The sequence below is a fragment of the Mucilaginibacter sp. NFR10 genome (assembly GCF_900100445.1).
Lineage (GTDB): Bacteria > Bacteroidota > Bacteroidia > Sphingobacteriales > Sphingobacteriaceae > Mucilaginibacter > Mucilaginibacter rubeus.
In genome coordinates this window covers 162,269-184,022 of record NZ_FMTV01000003.1, presented here as the reverse complement: position 1 = coordinate 184,022, position 21,754 = coordinate 162,269, and the positions used below count along the sequence as shown (strand labels likewise).

The following is a 21,754-nucleotide window of genomic DNA, read 5'->3' as shown; positions in this document are numbered from 1 at the left end:
ATGAATTATTGATTTGTTTTTATCGTTGGCTTATTTAGTTCGGCTTTTACCGTTGGTTTTTCGGGTTTTATCTTATTTCCATATCCCACAACCAGTACCGATATTACAATTACTGCTATACCGGCTATTACCGTTGCGAATGCTTTTTTACTTACGCCTTTCCACTCTTTAAGTACCAGGCCCCACGTATTAGCTATCAGGATAATGAAAGCCATGTGCAGGATCCAGGAGCTGGCGCCATTACCCATTTTGCTTTCGCCCATACCGTAAAAAAAGAACTGTAAAAACCAGGTTGTGCCGGCCAGTGCCGCAAACAGGTAGTTTTTAAGCAGCGGTGTTTTTTTATCGGTATAATTATCAAACGTTTTGTTGCGGGCATTTAGCACCATACACCATATAAAGTTAGTGGTTAAGCCACCCCATAGTATAATAATATAGGTTACGTTGTTTGAAAACAGGAAGTTACCTTGTCCAGGATGCGCCGCCTGCCAGATCTGGTTAGCGGTATCCGCCATTGGTTTCCCGGCTTCAATACCGAAGTTGAAACAAGCGCTCAGGATCCCCGAAACTACCGCCACCAGTATACCTAAACCAAAGCGGTAATCTTTATTCTCCTGGGCTATGGTTTTATCGGCCGAGAGTTCTTTCTCTTTCATCATACCTGCTTTACCGCATATAATAATGCCCACTACACAAAGCACAATGCCCAATAAAACCATCTGCCCCCATTCGCTGTGCAGCATCAGCGTAAAAGTATCTTTTCCCTCTTTCGGGAAAAGGTCATAATACACCGACGGAATTATCGACCCAAAAACCGAGCATAAGCCCAGTATAATGGTGCTACCCAGCGATACTCCCAAGTAACGTACCCCTAATCCATATGTTAAACCGCCAATGCCCCACAGCAGTCCCATAAGGTACGTCCAGCCAAGGGTAGCTGTATCTGTATGGCTTATAATATCGGCAAAGCCGGGAATAGTAAGCCATGCTGCCAGCGGTGGTACAATGAGCCATGAAAAAATGCCGCCTACTATCCAGTAGCTTTCCCAGGCCCAGCCTTTTATTTTTTTGTAGGGGATGTAAAAGCTCCCCGAAGCAAAGCCACCGATAAAATGGAAGATGACCCCTAAAATTACTTGCATATTCTCTGATTGGTTTATATTGGTAAGGCTAATGTAGATAATTTAAATGCCGGAACTGTCCTTTGCTGTCATGGATGTGAAGGAATTTGTCTGAACGGGGATTTGAGGTGGATCTATGGAATAGACAGGAATTTGTCTGAACGGGGATTTGAGGTGGATCTATGGAATAGACAGGATTTTTGTCTGAACCGGGGTTTTTGGGATTTGCTGGAATAGACAGAATTTTGATGAGCTGATTTTATGTTAAACTGTTAAAGAAATCCCATAATCCTAAAAATCCCCCCAAATCCCGGTTCTCTTTATTATTTTGGCAATCAAATACATCTCTATGCAGGCATATATTTTAGGTATTGATATTGGCACCGGCAGTACAAAGGCCGTAGCGGTAAGTTTAACGGGCGAACCATTAGGTACAGTATCCAATCATTACCCCATTAGTAGCCCCGAGCCCGGTTACAGCGAACAGGACCCGCTGTTGATTTGGGATGCTTTTGTAAAATGCCTTGCGGGTATTACTGCCAAATTGGGCGCCGCCCCGCAGGCCGTGAGCCTGAGTAGCGCCATGCATAGTATTATTCCGGTTGATGAGCATGGCGAAGCGCTGCTGCCTATGATGACCTGGGCAGATGCGCGGAGCGAGAGCATCGCGCAGGCATTGCGTGCAACGGAAAAAGGTGAACGCCTTTATCATAACTGCGGCACTGCGATCCATGCCATGTCGCCCTTAAATAAGTTGCTGTGGCTGCGTGATAATCAAAGTAAGATCTTTGAAGCCACCCATAAATTCATTTCGATAAAGGAGTTTATCTGGTTCAGGTTTTTTGGTGTTTTTGAGGTTGATTATTCCATTGCGTCGGCTGCAGGATTATTTAATATAGTAACCAAAGAATGGAATGATGAGGCTCTTACACTCACCGGTATTACTGCTTCAAAATTATCCATCCCGGTTAATACCACTTATTACCGTAACAATATCAGGCCCGAAGTAGCTGCATTAACCGGGATAAATGCCGGTACCCCGTTTGTTATAGGGGCAAGTGATGGGGCATGTGCTAATTTAGGCAGCCACACTACCGGCCCGGATGTAGCGGCGCTTACTATAGGCACCAGTGGCGCGGTGCGCATTACCAGCCCGAAACCGGTTTACAATTACGAAGCCATGGTTTTTAATTACCTGCTTGATGAGCAAACTTATGTATGCGGCGGAGCAGTAAATAACGGAGGTATAGCGGTAAACTGGCTGCTCAAAAACTTTTTGCAAAAGGATAACCTTACCGTTGCTGATTATGACGCTTTATTTAATGAGATAGCAACCATACCTGCCGGCAGCAACGGACTTATATTTTTACCCTACCTGTACGGCGAACGCGCTCCGCTTTGGGATACCAAAGCCAGCGGTACATTTTTTAATATCAAGCCGGCCCATACCCGGTCGCACTTTTTACGTGCGGGGCTTGAAGGCATTTGCTTTGCGCTGAATGATGTGCTTAAAACATTGGAAGATGCATCGGGCGGGATTACACAAGCCAATATCAGTGGTGGTTTTACCAGCTCAGCAATATGGACACAGGTACTGGCAGATATCACCGGGAAAAGACTTGCAGTGCTTCAGTCTGAAGATTCATCGGCGCTCGGCGCTATTTATCTCGCTGCACGGGTATTATATCCTGAAAGTTATGGCGCGCTTACCCGTGTTGAACAGCAGGATTTTATCGAACCAAATACTAAAAATCATGAAGTATACAGCAAAATGTTCCCGGTGTTTAAAAAGCTGTATGGTGCTTTAAAGGACAGCATGCATTTGGTGGATGGATGGGAGTGAAGACGGATTAAAAAAGTTATCATTCCAGCCCCAGCCACTTAACCAATCTCCAGCAACCATATACAAAAAATGGTGCGGCCACTACATCAATAGTGTAATGAATATGCTGTATCAACAGTAATACAACCAATACTATCGCGCAAATTAATGCGATCAGTTTATCTGTGCGCTTTTGCAGGTGCAGGTACACGAGCACCATGGTTGCTGTATGGCCCGAAAAAAACAGGTCTTTGGTGATAAACGTATGCCCGTAAAAAACGCTTGTGCTTGGGTCAATAAGCGGGACAAGGCCCATTGGCGGATTGAGCTTGACCAGGCCGATAGTGATAAACCGGGCAATACATACAAAATTCAGTGTCCAGATATAAGTGATACATACCCTCGGGTTATAAAGCGCCCGCCACATCATGAGTAGGCCCATGCTCCAGATGAGTATAAAAATCGGGACTGAGAAATCGTAAGAGGGTAAATGGGCCAATACCCAATCATTAAGTACAACCCCGTCCCGTCTTTTTTCGATATACTTAAAAAAAGATGGTAACAGGTTAATGATGATGACTATGACTATAGTGGCACCCAGTAACTTGAGCCTGCTGGCCCGGGTATCGTAGGCGCTCTGCCAAAGCTGTTTTATATGATAAATGGAGGCTAAATTCAATCTGTGTTTTTTTAGAAAGCCTGCAAAAATACAGTTTGCTGATTAATATTAAGTAATTGTCAGGTATTTGTTAATTTAATAAACTCAAATATGGATAGTGAAAACAAATGCAATTGTGTTGCATTAACTTGTTTATATTTGCGGCATGGATTTTCAAAAGCTTTCGCCCCGGCTGGATAATATTGGTATCACCGCTTCAACGCTTTGTGCTATCCATTGTGCAGTAGTGCCTTTGCTGTTTACGAGTTTGCCCTTGGTGGGCCTTGGTTTTTTGGCTAACGCCTGGGTAGAGTGGGGGATGATCATTTTCGCTTTGGTTATAGGAGTGTATTCTATAGGCCTATCCTACCGGCGTACGCATCGCCGTTCAGTTCCACTATTTATGCTTGTATCAGGTTTTGTTATCATAATGGGAGGGCACGCGTTTACAATAACAGGAAAAACCGAGGCTATGATAATTCCTGTTGGAGGCTTGCTGATAGCCGCCGCGCATTATGTAAATTATAGGTATACCGGTGCCTGCAATCATGATCATAAAACATATAAACTTAAAAAGGTTGAGTAATGGATAAGCGCCACAGGAAATTCTTTTATGCGTTTTTACTGTTCAACTGCTTTTTGAGTCCGGCTTGTAATCATGAAAAGCATAGTGCCCCGGCTGTATCAAACCATCATACTAAGCTGATAAAAAATACCGTTATAAAAGCCGGCAACTAATGGCGTATATTATACGTACCATTATTAAATTAGCGGCCTTATAATTATTACCCGATTAATACATGACACAAACCCGCGATATACATCATTTTGAGCACCTGCTTGATAAGCATCACCTGAAAAAAACCGCGCCCAGGCTGCGGGTTTTATCTATGATGTCGTCAAGGCATTCGGCTACCTCGCAGCCCGACCTGGAGAACCTGATGCATGATATCGACAGGGTTACCCTTTACCGGATCCTTAATGCTTTTGAAGAAAAAGGGATCATCCATAAGGTATTTGATTTAAACGGTACGGCAAATTATGCCCTTTGCTCATCAAGTTGTAATGAGCATGACCACCATGACGAGCACCTGCATTTTAATTGTACCCAGTGCAAAAATGTATATTGCCTTAATGATATGAACCTGCCCGCGATAGATCTTCCAGCGGGCTTTGAGTCGCATGGCTTTACCCTGTATGCTCATGGCTTATGCCCCAGGTGCAGTAAAAAGGCGGTCAAAAAATGAAATACATCGCTTTGTCCGGGATGATCATCCTGGTGTTCCTGTTTCAAAATTCATTCGCGCAGCAAAAAGATACTATACCTGCTGTTACAACTTTTAGGTTTAAAACGGTTGTTATTGACGCCGGGCATGGCGGCAAGGATGCCGGGGCGCGTGGTTCACATTCGTTTGAGAAAAATGTGACCCTGTCAATAGCCCTGAAGCTCAAGGCAGCGCTTGATACGGCCATTACCGATGTTAACGCTATCCTTACCCGTACCGATGATACCTTTATCCCGCTAAACCAGCGCTCGGCTATTGCTAATCAAAACCATGGCAACCTGTTTATTTCCATTCACTGCAATTCATCACCCGAGGGCACTGCCGCACGTGCACACAAGCAAAAAGGTGTGCTGATGCTGGTATACGGTTTCCACCGCCTTAAGGAGCAGGAAGAGGCCGTACGCGAAAATGCTTCTATTTTCCAGGAAAAGGATTACAAACAGAACTATGAGAGCTATGATGAAAGCGATCCTTCAAACCTGATCGTACTGAATGCTTATATTCAAAAATACCGCAAGCAAAGTATCCGTTTTGGCGACCTGCTTGACGATGAGTTTACCGGCGTTGACGGCCGCGAAAGTAATGGTGTGAAAGAACAGGGAGTATTGGTGCTGGCCCATAGCGCTATGCCTGCGGTATTGATTGAAACCGGTTTCATTAATAACTCCGAAGAGGAGGAGTACCTTAACTCGGACGAAGGGCAGCACGAAATTGTAATGACGATCATCAGGGCACTTCGGAATTACAGGAAGGCAATAGGGGCATAAAAAAGCTAAATGCCTAAAGCTGAAAGCCCAACCTTCCGTTACATGGGCTATAGGATTTTCTCCTCAATCCGGCGCTTTGCCCCTCGCTGTACGTTGAAACGACGCTCTTATTAAAAATTACAGTTTATTCAACTCATCCATCAGTACCTTGCTGTACTGATTAAAATAGCGCCTTACCCCAAAACCCATAACGGTTTGGATACCGCGGGTGGCGTTGGTTAAAAATACTTCATCGGCCTCGTATAAAATATCAGGGTTGATCTGGGCTTCGGTGATATCAATGTTGTTTTCTTTTGCCAATTTGATCACTACCTGGCGCATTACACCTTCAACGCAGCCCTCGCTTAGCGCCGGCGTATATAAGTGGTTTTGATAATTGATGAAAATATTGGAACTGCTGGCTTCGCATAAGTTACCGCTTTGGTTCAACAGAAAAACATCATCCAGCTTGTTTTGAGTTTTGTACAAACCCGCCATTACATAAATAAGCGAGTTGCATGTTTTAATGTTCGACAGATAGTTGGACGGTTTAGGCAGTTCCGTAAACACATCCATGATCAGGCCCTTCTCATTCAAAAAATACCTGGGCTCTTCGGATGGGGTTAGTTCCAGGCAATAACCCATTTTATTTTGAGTAGGGGTATACAAGCCTTCGGCATCGCGGTAAACTGTCAGGCGCAGCCTGCCATGTTTAACTTTATTCCTGCGGGCAAGCTCATTAACTATTTCGTTCAGGAACCAGGTATCCATTTGCGAATAACCATCAATTTTAAGGGCTTTCATGCCCCGCTGAAGGCGGTTGGCATGCAGTTCGGCAAATTTCAGTTTCCCTTTCATTAGTCGCATGCTTTCAAACAGGCCGTCGCCATATTTAAAGCCCCTGTTACCAATGGTAAGCAATGGTGTGTTTTGGGGGAGATATTCGCCGTTAAAATTGATGAATACGGGCATCATAGGACGGATAGATGTTATAATTTGATCGTGTTGTTAATAATTACCGGGTATTGTTGCTCTTCTATCTAACGTCTGTTATTTCGTATCTGTATCGCTGTACTTTCGCCATTTTGCAAGTACGGCCTCAAAATCAGCCGGCAGCGGCGATTCAAAATGCACCTGCTTTTTTAATGTAGGATGTAAAAAGCCCAGTGTTTGTGCATGCAGGGCTTGCCGTGGCATCAGCTCAAAACAATTTTCAACAAACTGTTTGTACTTGCTGAACATGGTGCCCTTTAAAATTTTATCACCGCCGTAAGTGGCGTCGCTAAACAGGGGGTGACCGATATGCTTCATATGCGCCCTGATCTGATGGGTACGGCCGGTTTCCAGCTGGCACTCAATCAGAGTAACGTAACCCATTCGCTCTAAAACTTTATAATGCGTTACAGACCATTTTCCTTTTTCAGGATCATCATATATCGACATTACCCGCCTGTCGGCCACACTGCGGCCAATATAGCCGGTAACGGTGCCATCTTCAGGTAAATCGCCCCAGGCAAGCGCTATATATTTACGGGTGATGGTATGCTCAAAAAACTGCTTAGCCAGCCAGTTCATGGCACGTTCATTTTTGCTGATAAGCAGCAGGCCTGAAGTATCCTTGTCAATGCGATGCACCAGCCCCGGCCTGCCGTCGTTGCCCGGCAGGGTTGGCAATTGCTGAAAATGGTAAACCAGCGCATTCACCAACGTGCCCGTGTAATTGTTATAGCCGGGGTGAACCACCATACCGGCTTCCTTATCAACCACCAATACATCATCATCTTCATAAATAATATTGATGGGGATGTTTTCGGGATATACTTCCGTATCGCGCGGCGGGTGCGGCAGCACTACCGAAATTATATCAAGCGGCTTTACCTTATAGCTCGATTTGATGGTTTTATCGTTCACCAGCACATTGCCAAGCTCAATGGCATTTTGAATGCGGTTGCGCGAAGCATTCTCCACGCGGTGCATCAAAAATTTATCAATCCGCAAAAGCGACTGGCCCTTGTCAACCACTACGCGTAAGTGTTCGTACAAGTCCTGTTCTTCCTGCTCAATAAGTTCGGGTTCGTGTGCCATTTGAGGCGCAAAAGTAATCGTTTTTTATGGTAGGTTAAACGTAATATTGCAATAGCATTAACGCCGTATTATTTTATGAACATTGAGCTTGAAATTTTTAGCCCGGTACAGCAAATCAGTAACCCCCTGTTTGATGACTACGGCGTTAAAGTTTTCATTAAGCGCGATGACCTGATCCACCCCATGATATCGGGCAATAAATGGCGTAAGCTTAAATATTTACTGAAACAGGCGCAAACTGCACAAAAAACACACCTCGTAACTTTTGGCGGCGCTTACTCCAACCACCTGATGGCCACAGCCGCGGCTGCCGCAAAGTTTGGTTTTAAAGCTACCGGCATAGTTCGCGGCGAGAAGGTTGATAACGATACCTTGTTTTTATGCCGCCTGCATGGTATGGAACTGCGGTTTACCGATCGCGACAGCTATCGTGATAAACCGGCCCTGTTCAATCAGTATTTTGGCAATGATGAACAGGCTTTTTTTATTGACGAAGGCGGTGCATCAGCCCAAGGGGCCAAAGGCTGCAGCGAACTGGTTAACGAGTTAACAGAAAGCTATGACCATATCTTTTGTGCCTGCGGTACAGGTACAACAGCGGCAGGTATCATTAACGGATTAAATGATCATCAGCTAAAAACAAAGTTCAACGCGGTGCCGGTATTTAAAAATAGTGGTTTTATTAAAGAGGAGATAGGCCGGTTCTTAACGGCCCTGGCAGATTATAACATACATACCGATTACCACTTTGGAGGCTATGGCAAAGCGAATGACGAGCTTATCAGTTTCATTAAACAATTTGTAGCAACAACAGGGATATTGATAGAACCTGTATACACCGGTAAAATGATGTATGCACTGTATGATTTAATAAGCAAAGGGCATTTTAAACCCGGCAGTAAAATCCTGGCTATTCATAGCGGGGGCATTTGGGGATTATTGGGGATGAAAGAAAAGTTTAATCAACACTAATTACACGAATGAGGTCGAATTTTCGCGAATTGGAATTAAATAGCACTAATTTCACAAATGCGTCTGAATTTACACGAACCAACTAATTCGTGTAATTCGTTCTAATTGCTCAATAATACGCTAAGCATTCGTGCATAAATTTCAATTCGTGTTTATCGGGATCTCAAAATGGAAGGTTGACCCTTCGCCGTAAGTGCTTTCAACCCAAAGCCTGCCCTGGTGACGGTTAACAATTTCCTGGCAAATGTACAGGCCAATTCCTAACCCCGACATGTGAGAGGCGAGGTTCTCAACGCGGTAAAAACGTGAAAACACCCGTTCCAGTTGATCGGGCTGGATGCCGATACCAAAATCCTGTACCGATACCCTGAATTTGTTGTTGATAACAAGGGCTTCGATGATCACTTTATCTGCCTTTGGCGAATATTTAACGGCATTGGTTACCAGGTTAATGACAACCTGCTCAATACGCTGGCTATCAGCATGGATAATTAATTCTCCGGCAGGTAAATTTAAAAGGAGCTGATGGGAGGGACCGGTTTGTTGCAGGATCTCCCTCAATTCGGTAAGCAGTTTGATCACATCAAAATCGGCATAAGTAAAAGGCAGTTTACCGGTCTGGATTTTGGTAACATCAAGCAAATCCGATATCAGGGTGGTTAATTTGCCCACCTGTTCCAATGCTCTGTTGGCCAGTACTTTGCTTTTATCATCCGGGGGGAGGTTACGGGCAATGATTTGCAGGTAACCCTTTAAACTGGTGACCGGTGTTTTTAGCTCATGGCTTGCAAGCCCTATAAACTCATCCTTTTTTTCATTAAGCTCTTTAATATTTTCATAAAGCTTGGCGTTATCAAGTGCTACCGCGGCCTGGGCGGCAACAGCCAAAACAAGTTGCTCGTGCTCCCTGGTAAACCTGGCCGGTTGTTCGTGTCCAAAAAATAACCCGCCAATCACCTCGCCCGATTTGCCCCTTACCGGAACAGCGAGGTAGCTTACCACCGGCAGGTGCCCTTTAGGTTGGCCAAAATGTGGTGCATTTTTTCCGTAGCGTGGGTCTTTGGTTATATCATCAACCCTTACCGTTCCCTCACCACTGAAAGTAGGGTGAAAGACTGCCGTATTACGTGGCATGCCAAATTTTTCAAATGCCTCACGCGGCGCGCCCGAAAGCGTGAATAGCATATATGATTCGCCCTGCTCGTTAACCTGGTTGTGAAAAAAAGCGCCAAACTGTGCGCCGCACAACTGGGTGGTGGCATCGGTAACTTTTTGCAGGATATTTTGAATATCCAACTCGGCCGAAATAACCTGTCCTATGGAGTTTAAAATCTCCAGGCGTTCGGCATACTGTTGTAATCTTTCTTCTGATTTTTTTTGCCTGCCTATATCGCGGATTATTTTTGAAGCCCCTATTACCTTATTGCTGTTGTTTCTGATGGGAGATATGGTAAGCGAAATTTGTATTTCCTCGCCGCTTTTTGTTTTACGTATGGTTTCAAAATGTTCTATCCGTTCGTTAGCCCGTATTTTATTAATGATCATTTCTTCCTCATCATAACGGTCTTCCGGTATCAAAACCGTGATGTGTTTGCCTATGATCTCATCTTCGGTATAACCAAATAAACGTTGGGCCGCGCCGTTCCAGCTGGTAATTATACCATCAAGGTTTTTACTTACAATAGCATCTTCTGATGATTCAATGATAGAGGCCAGCATCCCTTGCTTTGACTCGGCATTTTTTTTTTCGGTAATATCTATCAGGGTATTGGCGGCGCCTGCCAGTTCGCCCTTTTCATTGAAACGGGGCTTAGGGTTGGATAATATATAGCTTACACTTCCATTGGGACGTTTAATAAGTATTTCCTGCTGCTTTATAGCTTTGCCATATTTTAATACTTTACCCGTTGGTGTTTCATCGGGAGCTAACAGTATACCGTCGGAGGTAAATATCTCCCAGTTTACATACCACTTGTCTTTATTAACTTCAGGCGTTTTGCCCCAAAGCTTTACCGCCGCTTTGTTAAAAGAGGTTATATAACCCTCTTTATCGCAGGTATAAACTGCAACGGGCAGGTCTTCAAACAAGTCCCAGTCGGCACTATTGTTAAATGTTACTTTTGGGACCGGTTTTGAGTGGCTGGCAGATAATGGTTCTTCTCCCATGGTTATAAATATCCCCTTTGGTTGTATCTGCCACTAATTTAATATTAAAATAATCAATCTATGTTAAATTAATTAAAAAGAAATTTTATTAAACTATCCCGTTACAATTCAGGTTCGCAGATGGAGGAATTTGATTGTTAAACGGGCGGAAAATGCAAATTTCGGCTGCGTTTTTTTATGAATACGGTGGTTGAAGCAGGTGTACCGGTTTTGAGTTTGGTACAAAAAGTAACTTTAAACAATTTAAAGTTACTTTTTTGTCAATCGGTTCAAAAACCGCTTAAATTTTGATTTTAGGCGGTTTTTACTAAATTTGTAATAAACCAAATTAATATGTACAACCTACTTGTTTCTCCGCAGGATGTCCAGGCATCGCTTCAAAAGCATGTACTGGCCGATGGATTCGACCTCACTTTTGATATGGAAAAAAGTAAGGGTGTTTATATTTATGATGCAAAATATAATCGTACGCTGCTTGACTTTTTTACCTGCTTTGCTTCGGTGCCTTTGGGCTATAACCATCCCAAAATGCTGAACGACGAGGAGTTTAAGAAAAACCTCATGCTTGCGGCTTTAACCAACCCGTCAAATTCAGATATCTATACAACGCAATACGCCCAGTTTGTTGAAACGTTTGACAGGATAGGGATCCCCGAATACCTGCCGCACGCTTTTTTTATTGCGGGTGGCGCACTGGCTATTGAAAACGCACTGAAAGTAGCTATGGACTGGAAAGTACAAAAAAACTTTGCCAGGGGCTATACTAAAGAAAAAGGCTTTAAAGTATTGCATTTTGAGCATGCATTTCACGGTCGTTCTGGTTATACCCTGAGCCTCACCAATACCTTGCCCAATAAAACTAAGTGGTTTGCCAAGTTTGACTGGCCCCGGGTATCTGTACCTTATATGAATTTCCCTTATAGCGACGCCAATCATGAAGACCTGTTAAAGAGGGAGCAATTATCGGTGGCACAAATCAGGAAAGCATTTGAAGATAATAAGGATGATATATGCGCCATAATAATTGAACCTGTGCAATCAGAAGGAGGCGATAACCATGTACGCAAGGAGTTTTTGGAAAAACTGCGTGAGCTTGCCGATGAGTACGAGGCATTGCTGGTATATGATGAGGTGCAAACAGGTGTTGGTTTAACCGGAAAATTCTGGTGTCATGAGCATTTTGGTGAAAAGGCGCGCCCGGATATCATAGCTTTTGGCAAGAAGATGCAGGTTTGCGGCATATTGGCCGGCAGGCGCATTGATGAGGTTGAAGATAACGTGTTTAAAGTATCATCGCGTATCAACTCAACCTGGGGCGGTAGTTTGGTTGATATGGTGCGCTCGTCGAAAATAATGGAGATTATTGAGGAGGATAACCTTTGTGATAATGCAGCACTGATGGGAGAGTACCTGCAAAACGGCTTGAGCGAAATTGCCGAAAGACATCCGGTTGTAAGTAATGTAAGGGGAAAAGGATTGCTTACAGCTTTTGATTTTCCGGACAAAGCAATAAGGGACAGCTTTATTAAAAAAGGTTTTGAAAATAATATTATGTACCTTGGCTGCGGCGAAAGGAGCGTGCGTTTCCGCCCCGCGCTGATCATTGAGAAAAGCCACATTGATACAGGCCTTGATATGCTTGAACAACTTTCGGTCACTTTATAATACAGTAAATAAAGAAAATTAATCCCGGCTACAGCTAAATCCGCTCATGAAACGGATGAAATTAACTAATATTTAATAAGGTAAAATCGACATCTATTATTTGCAAAAATGGAAAGATATTAATATACGCTACTTTTTTTCCAAAATACGCTATATTTTTTGTTATTATTCCGATTAGATTTGTTGCAACCCTATTAAAGTAACGTAGTTCTATTTCAAGCACCATGAGCAAACACATAGAGAAATTAAAGAAACAACTGGTTGAAGTTGCCGAGGTTGTAAACTCATTCAAATCTGAAGCTGTGCAGGTTCGAATAATTGACCGTTTACTGGAAGTTATGATCGAATCGGAGAAAGTAGATGCCGAGGGTGTTGAAATGTTTGGTAAAAAAGTAAGGAAATTACGCGTTGAAGATGAAGGCGGAGGTGTTTCAGGACGTAAAAAGCCCGGCGCTACCAAAATACTTAATCAATTGCTAAATACAGATTTCTTTGATAGTCAGCGGTCTATTTCATCAATTGCCAATTACTGTAAAGAACAGTATGATTCTGATTTTAAAACATCTGAACTTTCAGGGATCCTCTTAAAATTAGCTAATGAAAATAAGCTCAGAAGGGAGCGGAGCAATGAAAACAATCGCTTTGAATATATTAAAGCATAAGTATCATCATACTTGCTAAAATAAACAGGGAGCCTGATTTTCAGGCTCCCTGTTTATTTGGGGTGAAATTTATTATATATAACTTATAGTTAAATATAAATATTATTTAAGGTTAAATAAATTATCTACCCCTAAAATTTTTCTGCTTGTAAAGCCCTCGGCATATTTTACCTGGATACTTTTGCCAAACTCGCGTGCCCGGCCGGTTACTATCTCAATAAAATTAGATGTCGAAATATAGGTTTGAGGTTCACCTTCCCAGCTTGGGTTATAAAACTGCGATCCGTAGGCATTAATACTCTCTATCTTTTTATCCCAATGTTCGGTTACATCAATTAATATATCAGGAGTAATATAATTATCCTGTATAAAATGCAGCACCATGTCTGGCCGCCAGGCCTCTTGTGGTGAGCCATCAATATCAAATGTTTCTATTTTGCGAAGGCCCGCTAAAAATGCCGAGGCTTCAACAAGTTCATTTGCCCGGCCATGATCGGGATGGCGGTCATGGTAAGCATTGGTTATTACGATGGAAGGACGAAATTTGCGGATGGCTTCAATAACCTTTACCTGGTGTTCGCGGGTATTTTCAAAAAAGGCATCGGGCAGGCCAAGGTTTTCACGTACGGCTAAACCTAATATTTCAGCGGCGGCGGCGGCTTCTTGTTTACGGATCTCGGCCGAGCCGCGGGTGCCCAACTCGCCGCGGGTAAGGTCAACAATACCAACTTTATAGCCAAGGGCAATATGTTTTAAAATTGTACCTGAGCAACCTAATTCAGCATCATCAGGATGTACCGATAAAACTAATATATCTAATTTAAGCATGCGCAAAAGTAATTCATTGGTTAAATGCCGCTGTCAGCAGGCGGTCAATCTTTCGCCTGATTTTTGAGGAGTTTGGTTTGGTGAAAGGGTAGTAAAAATCAACTACATACCCATTCTTATCAATCAAGAATTTATGAAAATTCCAGCGCGGAACCGACCGTACATTTCCATTCTCCTTTTTATCGGCAAAAAATTGGTACAGAGGGTCGGCATATGGGCCACGCACCCTTATTTTTTCAAATATGGGATAATTTGCTCCATTGGCTTCACAAAAAACAGCAATAGCTTCGCCATCTAAAGGTTCCTGGCCGCCAAAATCATTTGAAGGGAATGCAAGGATTTCAAAATCCTTGCCGGCAAGCTGAGTTTTTAAAGCTGCCAATTCTTTTAGCTGAGGTGTAAAGCCGCATTGCGATGCCGTGTTTACAATTAAAAGAACCTTGTTTTTATATTCGGAAAGACTGATCTCTTCACCGTTTAACTTTTTAACGTTAAACTGGTAAATGCTTTTGTTATCCATTAAACTAATTGCTGTATGAATTATATCCGGCCTGGTTTAATATGGCTTCGATATCCTTCTGTTCTTCAGGGTCGTAGGTTTCTTTGAGATTATGACCAAATATGCTGGCTACCGACTGGAACATGAAAGCCTTAAAGCCGCCTTTTAATTCTTTAACCATAGCAAAGCTGGTTTGCCCGGTTTCGCGGTCAATAAGCTTAATTAAAACCTCTCCCTGACTAATTGTCAGGTTTTTTATTTCTTTATTGAACAGGTTTTTTATTTCACCCTCGCAGGTGCTTACCAGTTCTTTTTGTTTTTTCCTGTCGGCAGTAACGGCAAGGTCGCGCTGTAACTGGCGGTACCTTTGCCCTGCAAAACGTGCGTAGGGCAGTACTTTCATTACATTATAACGCAAACGGCGGTAGTTTAGCCTGTCGGCCTCGCTCGCAAAAATACGGGTATCTACAATTCTAACCTCCGGCTCAACTATCCATGGTACAAGCTCACCATCAAGGTTGGTCATCGCTGTTTTGATGGTATCATTTTTGCCAAGAGTTACGGGTGCAGGCGTAGCTGTTTGGGCCTTTGCAGCACCCATTAAGCAATATAACAGCAGCGTAAAACCAATAAATTTCATATTTTTACTTAATACAAAAATAATGTAATTTTTTTTGGTATTTTACTAATACCTGCAATAATATTTATTTGCTGCATGTTTATGATTGAATACCGCTAATACCCCGTACATGAAAGACTTAGTGATAGACCTGGAAGCCGAGAAGAACGAGATACTAAAAAGATACCGTGCTTTGTTGCGTGCCTGTAAATCAACCCTGCAAAAGGGCGATAAACGCATGATACGCAAGGCATTTGATATGGCCCTTGAAAGCCATAAGGATATGCGCCGTAAAAGCGGCGAACCTTATATATACCACCCTATTGCCGTTGCCCAGATAGCCGCCGAAGAAATTGGCCTGGGTACCACCTCAATAGTATGCGCCCTGCTGCACGATGTGGTTGAAGATACCAACATGACGCTTGATGAAATTGAGATGGAATTTGGTAAAAAGGTAGCCAAAATTATTGACGGCCTTACCAAAATATCAGGTGTATTTGATACCAACAGCTCATTGCAGGCCGAAAACTTCCGTAAAATGCTGCTTACCCTTGCCGATGACGTGAGGGTGATATTGATTAAGCTTGCCGACAGGCTGCATAACATGCGTACCATGGAGTTTATGCCCAGGGATAAGCAGCTTAAGTTATCGTCAGAAACGGTTTACCTGTACGCGCCCCTGGCACACCGCCTGGGCTTGTATGCCATAAAATCTGAGCTGGAAGACCTTTCCATGAAATACATGGAGCGTGAAACCTACCAGTTCATCAAAAATAAACTGAACGAGAAAAAGGCCGAACGCGAGCGTTTTATCCGTGATTTTATCGAGCCAATAAATAAATCATTACAAAGCCAGGGGCTTGAGGCCGATATATTCGGGCGACCGAAATCTATCCACTCCATCTGGAATAAGATGAAAAAGAAATCGATACCCTTTGAAGAGGTATATGATCTTTTCGCCATCCGGATTATATTGGATAGCGCCCCTGAACATGAAAAGGCCGACTGCTGGAAAGCCTATTCTATAGTAACCGATCAATACCGCCCAAACCCGGACAGGTTGCGCGACTGGATCTCATCGCCCAAGGCCAACGGTTATGAGTCATTGCATACCACGGTAATGGGCCCGCGGGGGCAGTGGGTTGAAGTGCAGATCCGCACCAAGCGCATGAACGAGATTGCCGAAAAAGGTTTTGCCGCGCATTGGAAATACAAGGAAGCCAGCACCGACAGCGGGCTCGACCAATGGGTACACAAAGTGCGCGAAATGCTCAAAAACCCGGATACCAACGCGCTCGACTTCATCGATGATTTTAAGATGAACCTCTTCAGCGATGAGATCTTCATTTTTACGCCAAAAGGAGCGCTGATCCAGTTGCCATTGAATGCTACGGCGCTCGACTTTGCCTTCGAGATCCATACCGATGTAGGTGCAAGCTGTATCGGTGCTAAAGTAAATCATAAACTGGTGCCGCTAAGCTACAAGCTCCAAAACGGCGACCAGGTAGAGATCATTACCTCAGGCAAGCAAACCCCTAAGGAAGACTGGCTTAATTTTGTAGTTACCGCAAAAGCTAAGGCTAAAATCAAATCGGCTTTAAAAGAGGAGAAACGCAAAATTGCCGAGGACGGTAAAGAGATCCTGGAGCGTAAAATGAAATCGCTCAAGATCACCTATAACTCCGAAAACCTGCAAAAGATCAGCTACTTTTTTAAGCTGCAGGCCACTCAGGATCTTTTTTACAATGTTGCCAAAGGCATTATTGATATGAAAGACCTGAAAGAGTACCAGGCGTCCGAAAAAGTGATTGACAATAAGCCGCAGGATAAAATTGACCAGGAGCAGGTTCAAAACCTCATCAAAAATATCAAGGCCAAAGACAGTGATATCCTGCTCATTGGCGAGGATATGCAAAAGATTGATTACAAGCTTGCCAATTGCTGTAACCCTATCCCCGGCGATGATGTTTTTGGTTTTGTTACCGTGAGCGACGGGATCAAGATCCACCGTACCAATTGCCCTAATGCGGCCAAGCTTATGGCCAACTACGGCTACAGGATAGTAAAAGCCCGCTGGACAAATCAGCAGGAGCTTGCCTTCCTTACCGGCCTGCGCATTACCGGTATTGATGAGGTTGGGTTAATCAACAAGCTCACTACCGTAATATCAAATGATTTTAAAATAAATATCAGGTCTATTACAGTTGATAGTGATAATGGTATATTTGAAGGCTCGCTGATGTTGTATGTGAACGACACCAGCCACCTTGATACCCTGATTAAAAACCTAAAACAAGTAAAAGGCGTAACCGCAGTTAACCGTTTTGATTCGGCGATAGAAAAAGCGTCTTAGGAGAGAAGCAGGAAGTCAAGAGTCAAGAAGCAAGAAAGAAGCAGGAAATTAAGAATTATGAGGCAAGACAGAATTCACCAATCTTGATTCCTGACTCTTGACCTCTTGTCTCTCTAATCCATAATTTATTAATAACTTTGCCCCGTTAATACATCATTATGTCACAGCAGGATACCATACCAATGGTTAAAAAAATTTTTGAGGCCTACCTCGAAAATAAAAACCTCAGGAAAACCCCTGAACGTTTTGCTATACTCGAAGAGATATATTCCCGTACAGATCACTTTGATGTGGAGTCGTTGTACATCCACATGAAAAATAAAAAATACCGCGTGAGCCGTGCAACGGTTTACAATACGCTTGAGCTGTTGGTTTCGTGCGATCTGGTTACTAAACACCAGTTTGGAAAAAACATGGCCCAGTTCGAAAAATCATACGGCTACAAACAGCACGACCATATCATTTGCATCGACTGTGGTAAAGTGGTTGAGTTTTGCGATCCGCGCATCCAGCAGATCCAGAGTATGATGGGCGATATATTGAAATTTGACATCAAACACCACTCTTTAAATCTTTATGGTAATTGTACCAAATTAAGAGAGGGTTTTTGTGACAGACGAGTATAAAATCATGGACAAACCTATTTTAAGCAAGCAGGCATTTTGGGATGTTGATATGGATAGTATCGACTATCAGAAAAATGCCGCGCATGTTGTTGAAAAGGTTATCGAAAGAGGAAAAGCAGAAGATTTTAATAACTTGTTGAAATTTTATGGTTTTGACAAGGTGAAAGAATTAGCCTTGCAAGCATTATGGCTTTCAGATATCAGCATGAATTTTTGTTGCGTGCTGTTTAAGGTTAAACCTACTGATTTTAAATGCTACGAAAAGAAACAGTTGAACCTGCAACACTGGAACTTTTAAAAAAAATAGTTTCATTTCCTGGATTTGAACAATTTAGATTGGTTGGAGGTACTGCACTTTCGCTACTTTACGGACACAGGCTATCAATTGATCTTGATTTTTTTACAGATCAGCCACTTGATAAAGAATTTATCAAAGAAACCCTTAGTGATAACTTCAATCAGGTTAGAAGTGAAAACGACAGGTTTAAATCCATATATCAATGCCTCATTGAAAATATCAAAGTTGATTTTGTTTCTGTTAAAGATCCATTTACTTATCCGGCACAAATAATTGAAGGAATTCCCATTGCCGATATTCGCGATTTAATAGCGTTGAAGCTTAATGCAGTGAAAGGCAGAGGGGTAAAAAAAGACTTTTGGGACATTGCCAAACTCCTGGAGTTTTATTCATTTGAAAATCTTTTTCAATTTTATCATGATAGATATACTTATGATGATACCTTTGCGGTCATAAGATCAGTGGTTTATTTTGCTGACGCTGAAAATACTCTAGCTCCTGGGTCATTAGATGGTATGACGTGGGATAAAGTGAAACAAACCATCACAAACGCATTTGACGATTATTATAGAAATATTAGAAATTAATGGCTGTTGACGTATTATTAGGCCTCCAGTGGGGCGATGAAGGAAAAGGAAAAATTGTTGATGTGCTTAGCGCAGGTTATGACCTGATTGCACGTTTCCAGGGCGGACCAAATGCAGGTCATACTTTAGAGTTTGACGGTAAAAAGTTTGTTTTAAACACCATTCCTTCAGGTATATTTTTTGAAAACACCATGAACCTTATCGGTAATGGTGTGGTGATTGATCCTATCACCCTGAAAAAAGAACTGGATAAGTTAAAAGATGCCGGACATGACCTGCTGGCTAAAAAGAATCTTTTAATTGCTAAAAAAGCACACCTGATATTACCTACCCACCAGTTGCTTGATGCTGCCAATGAAAAAAAGATGGGCGAAGGCAAAATTGGTTCGACTTTAAAAGGTATCGGTCCAACGTATATGGATAAAACCGGTCGTAACGGTTTACGGATTGGCGATATTACCCTGCCCGATTTTAAGGAGCGTTACCAGAAACTGGTTGATAAACACGTATCAATGCTGCAGCAGCTTTATGGCGAGGTAGCAGATTTTTCAGAACGCGAAACACTGTTTTTTGAAGCACTTGACGTTTTACGCCAGTTCCCGCTGGTTGATTCTGAGCACTTAGTGAACAGCTATATTAAAGAAGGTAGAAAGGTATTGGCCGAAGGAGCACAGGGCGCTATGCTTGATATCGACTTTGGCTCATATCCGTTTGTAACTTCATCAAATACTACCGCTGCCGGCGCTTGCACAGGTTTAGGTATTGCCCCTCAGCAAATTGGCGAAGTAATAGGTATTTTCAAAGCTTATTGCACCCGTGTAGGTGGTGGTCCGTTCCCAACCGAGCTGGAAAATGAAACCGGCGAAGAATTACGTAAGGTAGGCCATGAGTTTGGCGCAACTACCGGCAGGCCACGCCGCACCGGCTGGATCGACCTGCCGGCTTTAAAATATGCTATTATGCTTAATGGCGTTACCCAGCTGGTAATGACCAAGGCTGATGTTTTAAGTGGTTTTGAAAAGATCTATGCTGCTACTCATTATAACTATTTAGGTGAGCAGATTGATTATATGCCTTACGATATTTGCTCAGTTAAACCAGAACCGGTATATAAGGAAATTGATGGCTGGAACGAAGACCTGACCGGCATTACCGAGCTGTCTCAAATCCCGGCTAAACTGCAATCATACATTGATTATCTTGAAGCTGAACTTGGCGTACCGGTTAAGTATTTATCAGTAGGCCCAGACAGGAAGCAGACTTTAACATTGCACTAAGAATAAAAAAGCGTCATGCCGAATTTATTTCGGCACCCCACCAGCAGGGTGTACTTCGTGTGTAACCTTCTTGTAGGATACTGAAACGAGTTCAGGATGACATAGCTATAAATAAGAATAAAAAGGCCGGACGTTCCGGCCTTTTTTCATTTACTTGGTTATTTTTGCGGGGTGATAGTACAGGTTAATGATCTGCCGGGATTCAGAAAGAAGGCGTTGCAATGGGCCACAACTTTTGATACGCTGTGTTACCTTGATTCGAACGGATTTAATGATCCCTACTCCAAATTTGATACGCTGATAGCGGTTGGCTCCCGTGCCGAACTTACTGCAGATGCAGGTAACGCTTTTGATCAGCTTGATGAGTTCAGGAAAAATAATCCCGGCTGGATGACGGGTTTCCTGGGATATGACCTTAAAAATGAAATTGAAGCGCTTACATCAACTAATCACGATGGCTTAAAATTTCCAGATTTGTATTTCTTTGTTCCTCAGCATCTGATTTTGATAAGGGGGGAGGAGGCTGAAATTATTTCAGATAATCCCGAATTTGTTATAAGATCAATCATTGAGCAGGGTTTAATCGAACCTGTACAGCAGGCTAATATCAACCTATCCCCACGCTTCAGCAGGCAGGAATACATTGACACGGTAAACAAAATAAAAGGGCACATTACCCGCGGCGATATTTATGTCACTAACTTTTGTCAGGAATTTTTTGCAGAGGATATACTTCTTGATCCGCTGGAGATTTTTACGAGACTGAACGAAGTTTCGCCCAATCCGTTCTCTACTTTTTTTAAATGGAATGGTAATTATATTCTCGGCGCTTCGCCCGAACGATTTTTGGCTAAACGGGGAAGTAAACTCATCTCGCAACCCATAAAAGGTACGGCTAAAAGGATGGATGATATTGAAGCCGATGAACAGGCTAAACAGCGCCTGCGCAGCCATCCCAAAGAACTGCAGGAAAACGTAATGGTTGTTGACCTGGTAAGAAATGATTTAACCCGCTCGGCTAAACCCGGCACGGTTAAAACCGAAGAACTTTTTGGTATCTACAGCTTTAAGCAGGTGCACCAGATGATCTCGACCGTGGTTTGTGAAATACAGGAGAGCTTATCAAATGTGCAAGCCATCAAAAACACTTTTCCTATGGGCAGCATGACCGGTGCCCCGAAAGTGAGCTGTATGCAGCTGATGGAGCAATACGAACGCAGTAAGCGTGGCGTATACTCTGGTGCTGTTGGTTATTTTAGTCCGGACGGTGATTTTGATTTTAATGTGGTAATCCGTTCTTTACTCTATAACTCTTCTAATAAATATTTGTCGTTTCATGCAGGTGGAGCTATAACTTATCACGCTATCGCCGAAAATGAATATGAAGAATGTTTGTTGAAGGCGCAGGCGGTTATGGAAGTTTTGGGAGGGAATTGATTATTTTGAAAACTAAAAAATAATCCGTCATTGCGAGGAACGAAGCA

21 protein-coding genes are annotated in these 21,754 nt (G+C 42.9%); 13 read left to right on the top strand and 8 right to left on the bottom strand.

The features are described 5' to 3' along the window. Positions 1-5: 5 nt before the first annotated feature. Positions 6-1,142, bottom strand: a complete 1,137-nt coding sequence (gene rhaT / locus BLP33_RS11820) for an L-rhamnose/proton symporter RhaT (RefSeq protein WP_090528196.1) — start codon at positions 1,140-1,142, stop codon at positions 6-8. Between the two features lie 328 nt (positions 1,143-1,470). Here rhaT and BLP33_RS11815 point away from each other — a divergent pair, with 328 nt between their 5' ends. Beyond that, complete coding sequence (locus tag BLP33_RS11815; protein ID WP_090528193.1) at positions 1,471-2,964, top strand: gluconokinase; 1,494 nt, start codon at positions 1,471-1,473, stop codon at positions 2,962-2,964. 19 nt (positions 2,965-2,983) lie between these two features. Here the strand turns inward: BLP33_RS11815 and BLP33_RS11810 are convergent, their stop codons facing one another. Beyond that, the gene (locus BLP33_RS11810; protein WP_254780112.1) at positions 2,984-3,622 is read right to left on the bottom strand and encodes a sphingomyelin synthase family protein; all 639 of its coding nucleotides are present in this window, start codon (positions 3,620-3,622) and stop codon (positions 2,984-2,986) included. Positions 3,623-3,767: 145 nt separating this feature from the next. Between BLP33_RS11810 and BLP33_RS11805 the strand changes: the two genes are divergently transcribed. From BLP33_RS11805 to BLP33_RS11795, 3 genes are all read left to right on the top strand, one after another. Beyond that, on the top strand, positions 3,768-4,187 hold the full coding sequence (locus BLP33_RS11805) for a MerC domain-containing protein (protein ID WP_090528190.1): 420 nt from the start codon (positions 3,768-3,770) through the stop codon (positions 4,185-4,187). 214 nt (positions 4,188-4,401) lie between these two features. Then, complete coding sequence (locus BLP33_RS11800; protein WP_090528187.1) at positions 4,402-4,848, top strand: Fur family transcriptional regulator; 447 nt, start codon at positions 4,402-4,404, stop codon at positions 4,846-4,848. Beyond that, the gene (locus BLP33_RS11795) at positions 4,845-5,654 is read left to right on the top strand and encodes an N-acetylmuramoyl-L-alanine amidase family protein (protein ID WP_090528184.1); all 810 of its coding nucleotides are present in this window, start codon (positions 4,845-4,847) and stop codon (positions 5,652-5,654) included. Before BLP33_RS11800 ends, BLP33_RS11795 begins: the two co-directional genes overlap by 4 nt. 117 nt (positions 5,655-5,771) lie before the next feature. On the opposite strand, the gene BLP33_RS11790 is transcribed toward BLP33_RS11795, so the two are convergent. Next, on the bottom strand, positions 5,772-6,608 hold the full coding sequence (locus BLP33_RS11790; RefSeq protein ID WP_090528179.1) for an aminotransferase class IV: 837 nt from the start codon (positions 6,606-6,608) through the stop codon (positions 5,772-5,774). Positions 6,609-6,683: 75 nt separating this feature from the next. Continuing rightward, complete coding sequence (locus BLP33_RS11785) at positions 6,684-7,718, bottom strand: RluA family pseudouridine synthase (RefSeq protein WP_090528176.1); 1,035 nt, start codon at positions 7,716-7,718, stop codon at positions 6,684-6,686. A 75-nt stretch (positions 7,719-7,793) separates the two neighbouring features. On the opposite strand from BLP33_RS11785, the gene BLP33_RS11780 reads away from it, so the two are divergent. Continuing rightward, the gene (locus tag BLP33_RS11780) at positions 7,794-8,690 is read left to right on the top strand and encodes a 1-aminocyclopropane-1-carboxylate deaminase/D-cysteine desulfhydrase (RefSeq protein ID WP_090528174.1); all 897 of its coding nucleotides are present in this window, start codon (positions 7,794-7,796) and stop codon (positions 8,688-8,690) included. A gap of 141 nt (positions 8,691-8,831) precedes the next feature. Here the strand turns inward: BLP33_RS11780 and BLP33_RS11775 are convergent, their stop codons facing one another. Continuing rightward, the gene (locus BLP33_RS11775; RefSeq protein WP_090528171.1) at positions 8,832-10,856 is read right to left on the bottom strand and encodes a PAS domain S-box protein; all 2,025 of its coding nucleotides are present in this window, start codon (positions 10,854-10,856) and stop codon (positions 8,832-8,834) included. Between the two features lie 333 nt (positions 10,857-11,189). Here BLP33_RS11775 and lat point away from each other — a divergent pair, with 333 nt between their 5' ends. Both lat and BLP33_RS11765 read left to right on the top strand, forming a co-directional pair. Next, a complete protein-coding gene (gene lat / locus BLP33_RS11770; RefSeq protein ID WP_090528168.1) occupies positions 11,190-12,521 on the top strand; it encodes an L-lysine 6-transaminase in 1,332 nt (443 codons plus the stop codon). Between the two features lie 224 nt (positions 12,522-12,745). Beyond that, positions 12,746-13,183: a hypothetical protein gene (locus BLP33_RS11765; protein WP_090528165.1), complete on the top strand. Its 438-nt coding sequence runs from the start codon at positions 12,746-12,748 to the stop codon at positions 13,181-13,183. 102 nt (positions 13,184-13,285) lie between these two features. Here BLP33_RS11765 and bshB1 read toward each other — a convergent pair whose 3' ends face one another. The 3 genes from bshB1 to BLP33_RS11750 are packed head-to-tail and all read right to left on the bottom strand — an operon-like array spanning position 13,286 to position 15,150. Further along, positions 13,286-14,011, bottom strand: a complete 726-nt coding sequence (gene bshB1, locus BLP33_RS11760; RefSeq protein WP_090528162.1) for a bacillithiol biosynthesis deacetylase BshB1 — start codon at positions 14,009-14,011, stop codon at positions 13,286-13,288. Positions 14,012-14,024: 13 nt separating this feature from the next. Continuing rightward, positions 14,025-14,531, bottom strand: coding sequence for a glutathione peroxidase (locus tag BLP33_RS11755; RefSeq protein ID WP_090528159.1), 507 nt, complete (start codon positions 14,529-14,531; stop codon positions 14,025-14,027). A 4-nt stretch (positions 14,532-14,535) separates the two neighbouring features. Next, positions 14,536-15,150, bottom strand: coding sequence for a DUF4294 domain-containing protein (locus BLP33_RS11750; protein ID WP_090528156.1), 615 nt, complete (start codon positions 15,148-15,150; stop codon positions 14,536-14,538). A 109-nt stretch (positions 15,151-15,259) separates the two neighbouring features. Here BLP33_RS11750 and BLP33_RS11745 point away from each other — a divergent pair, with 109 nt between their 5' ends. The 6 genes from BLP33_RS11745 (at position 15,260) to BLP33_RS11720 (ending at position 21,707) form a co-directional block, all read left to right on the top strand. Next, entirely contained in the window at positions 15,260-17,482 is a 2,223-nt protein-coding gene (locus tag BLP33_RS11745; RefSeq protein ID WP_090529622.1) for a RelA/SpoT family protein, read from the top strand. 158 nt (positions 17,483-17,640) lie between these two features. Beyond that, positions 17,641-18,108: a Fur family transcriptional regulator gene (locus tag BLP33_RS11740; RefSeq protein ID WP_090528154.1), complete on the top strand. Its 468-nt coding sequence runs from the start codon at positions 17,641-17,643 to the stop codon at positions 18,106-18,108. Positions 18,109-18,112: 4 nt separating this feature from the next. Continuing rightward, positions 18,113-18,406: a DUF6922 domain-containing protein gene (locus tag BLP33_RS11735; RefSeq protein ID WP_090528151.1), complete on the top strand. Its 294-nt coding sequence runs from the start codon at positions 18,113-18,115 to the stop codon at positions 18,404-18,406. Further along, positions 18,361-18,993, top strand: a complete 633-nt coding sequence (locus tag BLP33_RS11730; RefSeq protein ID WP_090528147.1) for a nucleotidyl transferase AbiEii/AbiGii toxin family protein — start codon at positions 18,361-18,363, stop codon at positions 18,991-18,993. Before BLP33_RS11735 ends, BLP33_RS11730 begins: the two co-directional genes overlap by 46 nt. Further along, positions 18,993-20,270, top strand: coding sequence for an adenylosuccinate synthase (locus BLP33_RS11725; protein WP_090528144.1), 1,278 nt, complete (start codon positions 18,993-18,995; stop codon positions 20,268-20,270). Before BLP33_RS11730 ends, BLP33_RS11725 begins: the two co-directional genes overlap by 1 nt. A 171-nt stretch (positions 20,271-20,441) precedes the next feature. Further along, positions 20,442-21,707 carry an anthranilate synthase component I family protein gene (locus tag BLP33_RS11720; RefSeq protein ID WP_254780110.1) on the top strand — a complete coding sequence of 422 codons (1,266 nt, stop codon included), beginning with the start codon at positions 20,442-20,444 and terminating at the stop codon, positions 21,705-21,707. Positions 21,708-21,754: the final 47 nt, after the last annotated feature.

Coding starts and splice junctions, on each gene's coding strand:
- BLP33_RS11785 (WP_090528176.1), bottom strand. CDS start 7,718: ATGGCACACGAACCCGAACTTATTGAGCAGGAAGAACAGGACTTGTAC.
- rhaT (WP_090528196.1), bottom strand. CDS start 1,142: ATGCAAGTAATTTTAGGGGTCATCTTCCATTTTATCGGTGGCTTTGCT.
- bshB1 (WP_090528162.1), bottom strand. CDS start 14,011: ATGCTTAAATTAGATATATTAGTTTTATCGGTACATCCTGATGATGCT.
- BLP33_RS11775 (WP_090528171.1), bottom strand. CDS start 10,856: ATGGGAGAAGAACCATTATCTGCCAGCCACTCAAAACCGGTCCCAAAA.
- BLP33_RS11725 (WP_090528144.1), top strand. CDS start 18,993: ATGGCTGTTGACGTATTATTAGGCCTCCAGTGGGGCGATGAAGGAAAA.
- BLP33_RS11750 (WP_090528156.1), bottom strand. CDS start 15,150: ATGAAATTTATTGGTTTTACGCTGCTGTTATATTGCTTAATGGGTGCT.
- BLP33_RS11745 (WP_090529622.1), top strand. CDS start 15,260: ATGAAAGACTTAGTGATAGACCTGGAAGCCGAGAAGAACGAGATACTA.
- BLP33_RS11755 (WP_090528159.1), bottom strand. CDS start 14,531: ATGGATAACAAAAGCATTTACCAGTTTAACGTTAAAAAGTTAAACGGT.
- BLP33_RS11815 (WP_090528193.1), top strand. CDS start 1,471: ATGCAGGCATATATTTTAGGTATTGATATTGGCACCGGCAGTACAAAG.
- BLP33_RS11780 (WP_090528174.1), top strand. CDS start 7,794: ATGAACATTGAGCTTGAAATTTTTAGCCCGGTACAGCAAATCAGTAAC.
- BLP33_RS11735 (WP_090528151.1), top strand. CDS start 18,113: ATGGACAAACCTATTTTAAGCAAGCAGGCATTTTGGGATGTTGATATG.
- BLP33_RS11730 (WP_090528147.1), top strand. CDS start 18,361: ATGCTACGAAAAGAAACAGTTGAACCTGCAACACTGGAACTTTTAAAA.
- lat (WP_090528168.1), top strand. CDS start 11,190: ATGTACAACCTACTTGTTTCTCCGCAGGATGTCCAGGCATCGCTTCAA.
- BLP33_RS11790 (WP_090528179.1), bottom strand. CDS start 6,608: ATGATGCCCGTATTCATCAATTTTAACGGCGAATATCTCCCCCAAAAC.
- BLP33_RS11800 (WP_090528187.1), top strand. CDS start 4,402: ATGACACAAACCCGCGATATACATCATTTTGAGCACCTGCTTGATAAG.
- BLP33_RS11740 (WP_090528154.1), top strand. CDS start 17,641: ATGTCACAGCAGGATACCATACCAATGGTTAAAAAAATTTTTGAGGCC.
- BLP33_RS11795 (WP_090528184.1), top strand. CDS start 4,845: ATGAAATACATCGCTTTGTCCGGGATGATCATCCTGGTGTTCCTGTTT.
- BLP33_RS11805 (WP_090528190.1), top strand. CDS start 3,768: ATGGATTTTCAAAAGCTTTCGCCCCGGCTGGATAATATTGGTATCACC.
- BLP33_RS11765 (WP_090528165.1), top strand. CDS start 12,746: ATGAGCAAACACATAGAGAAATTAAAGAAACAACTGGTTGAAGTTGCC.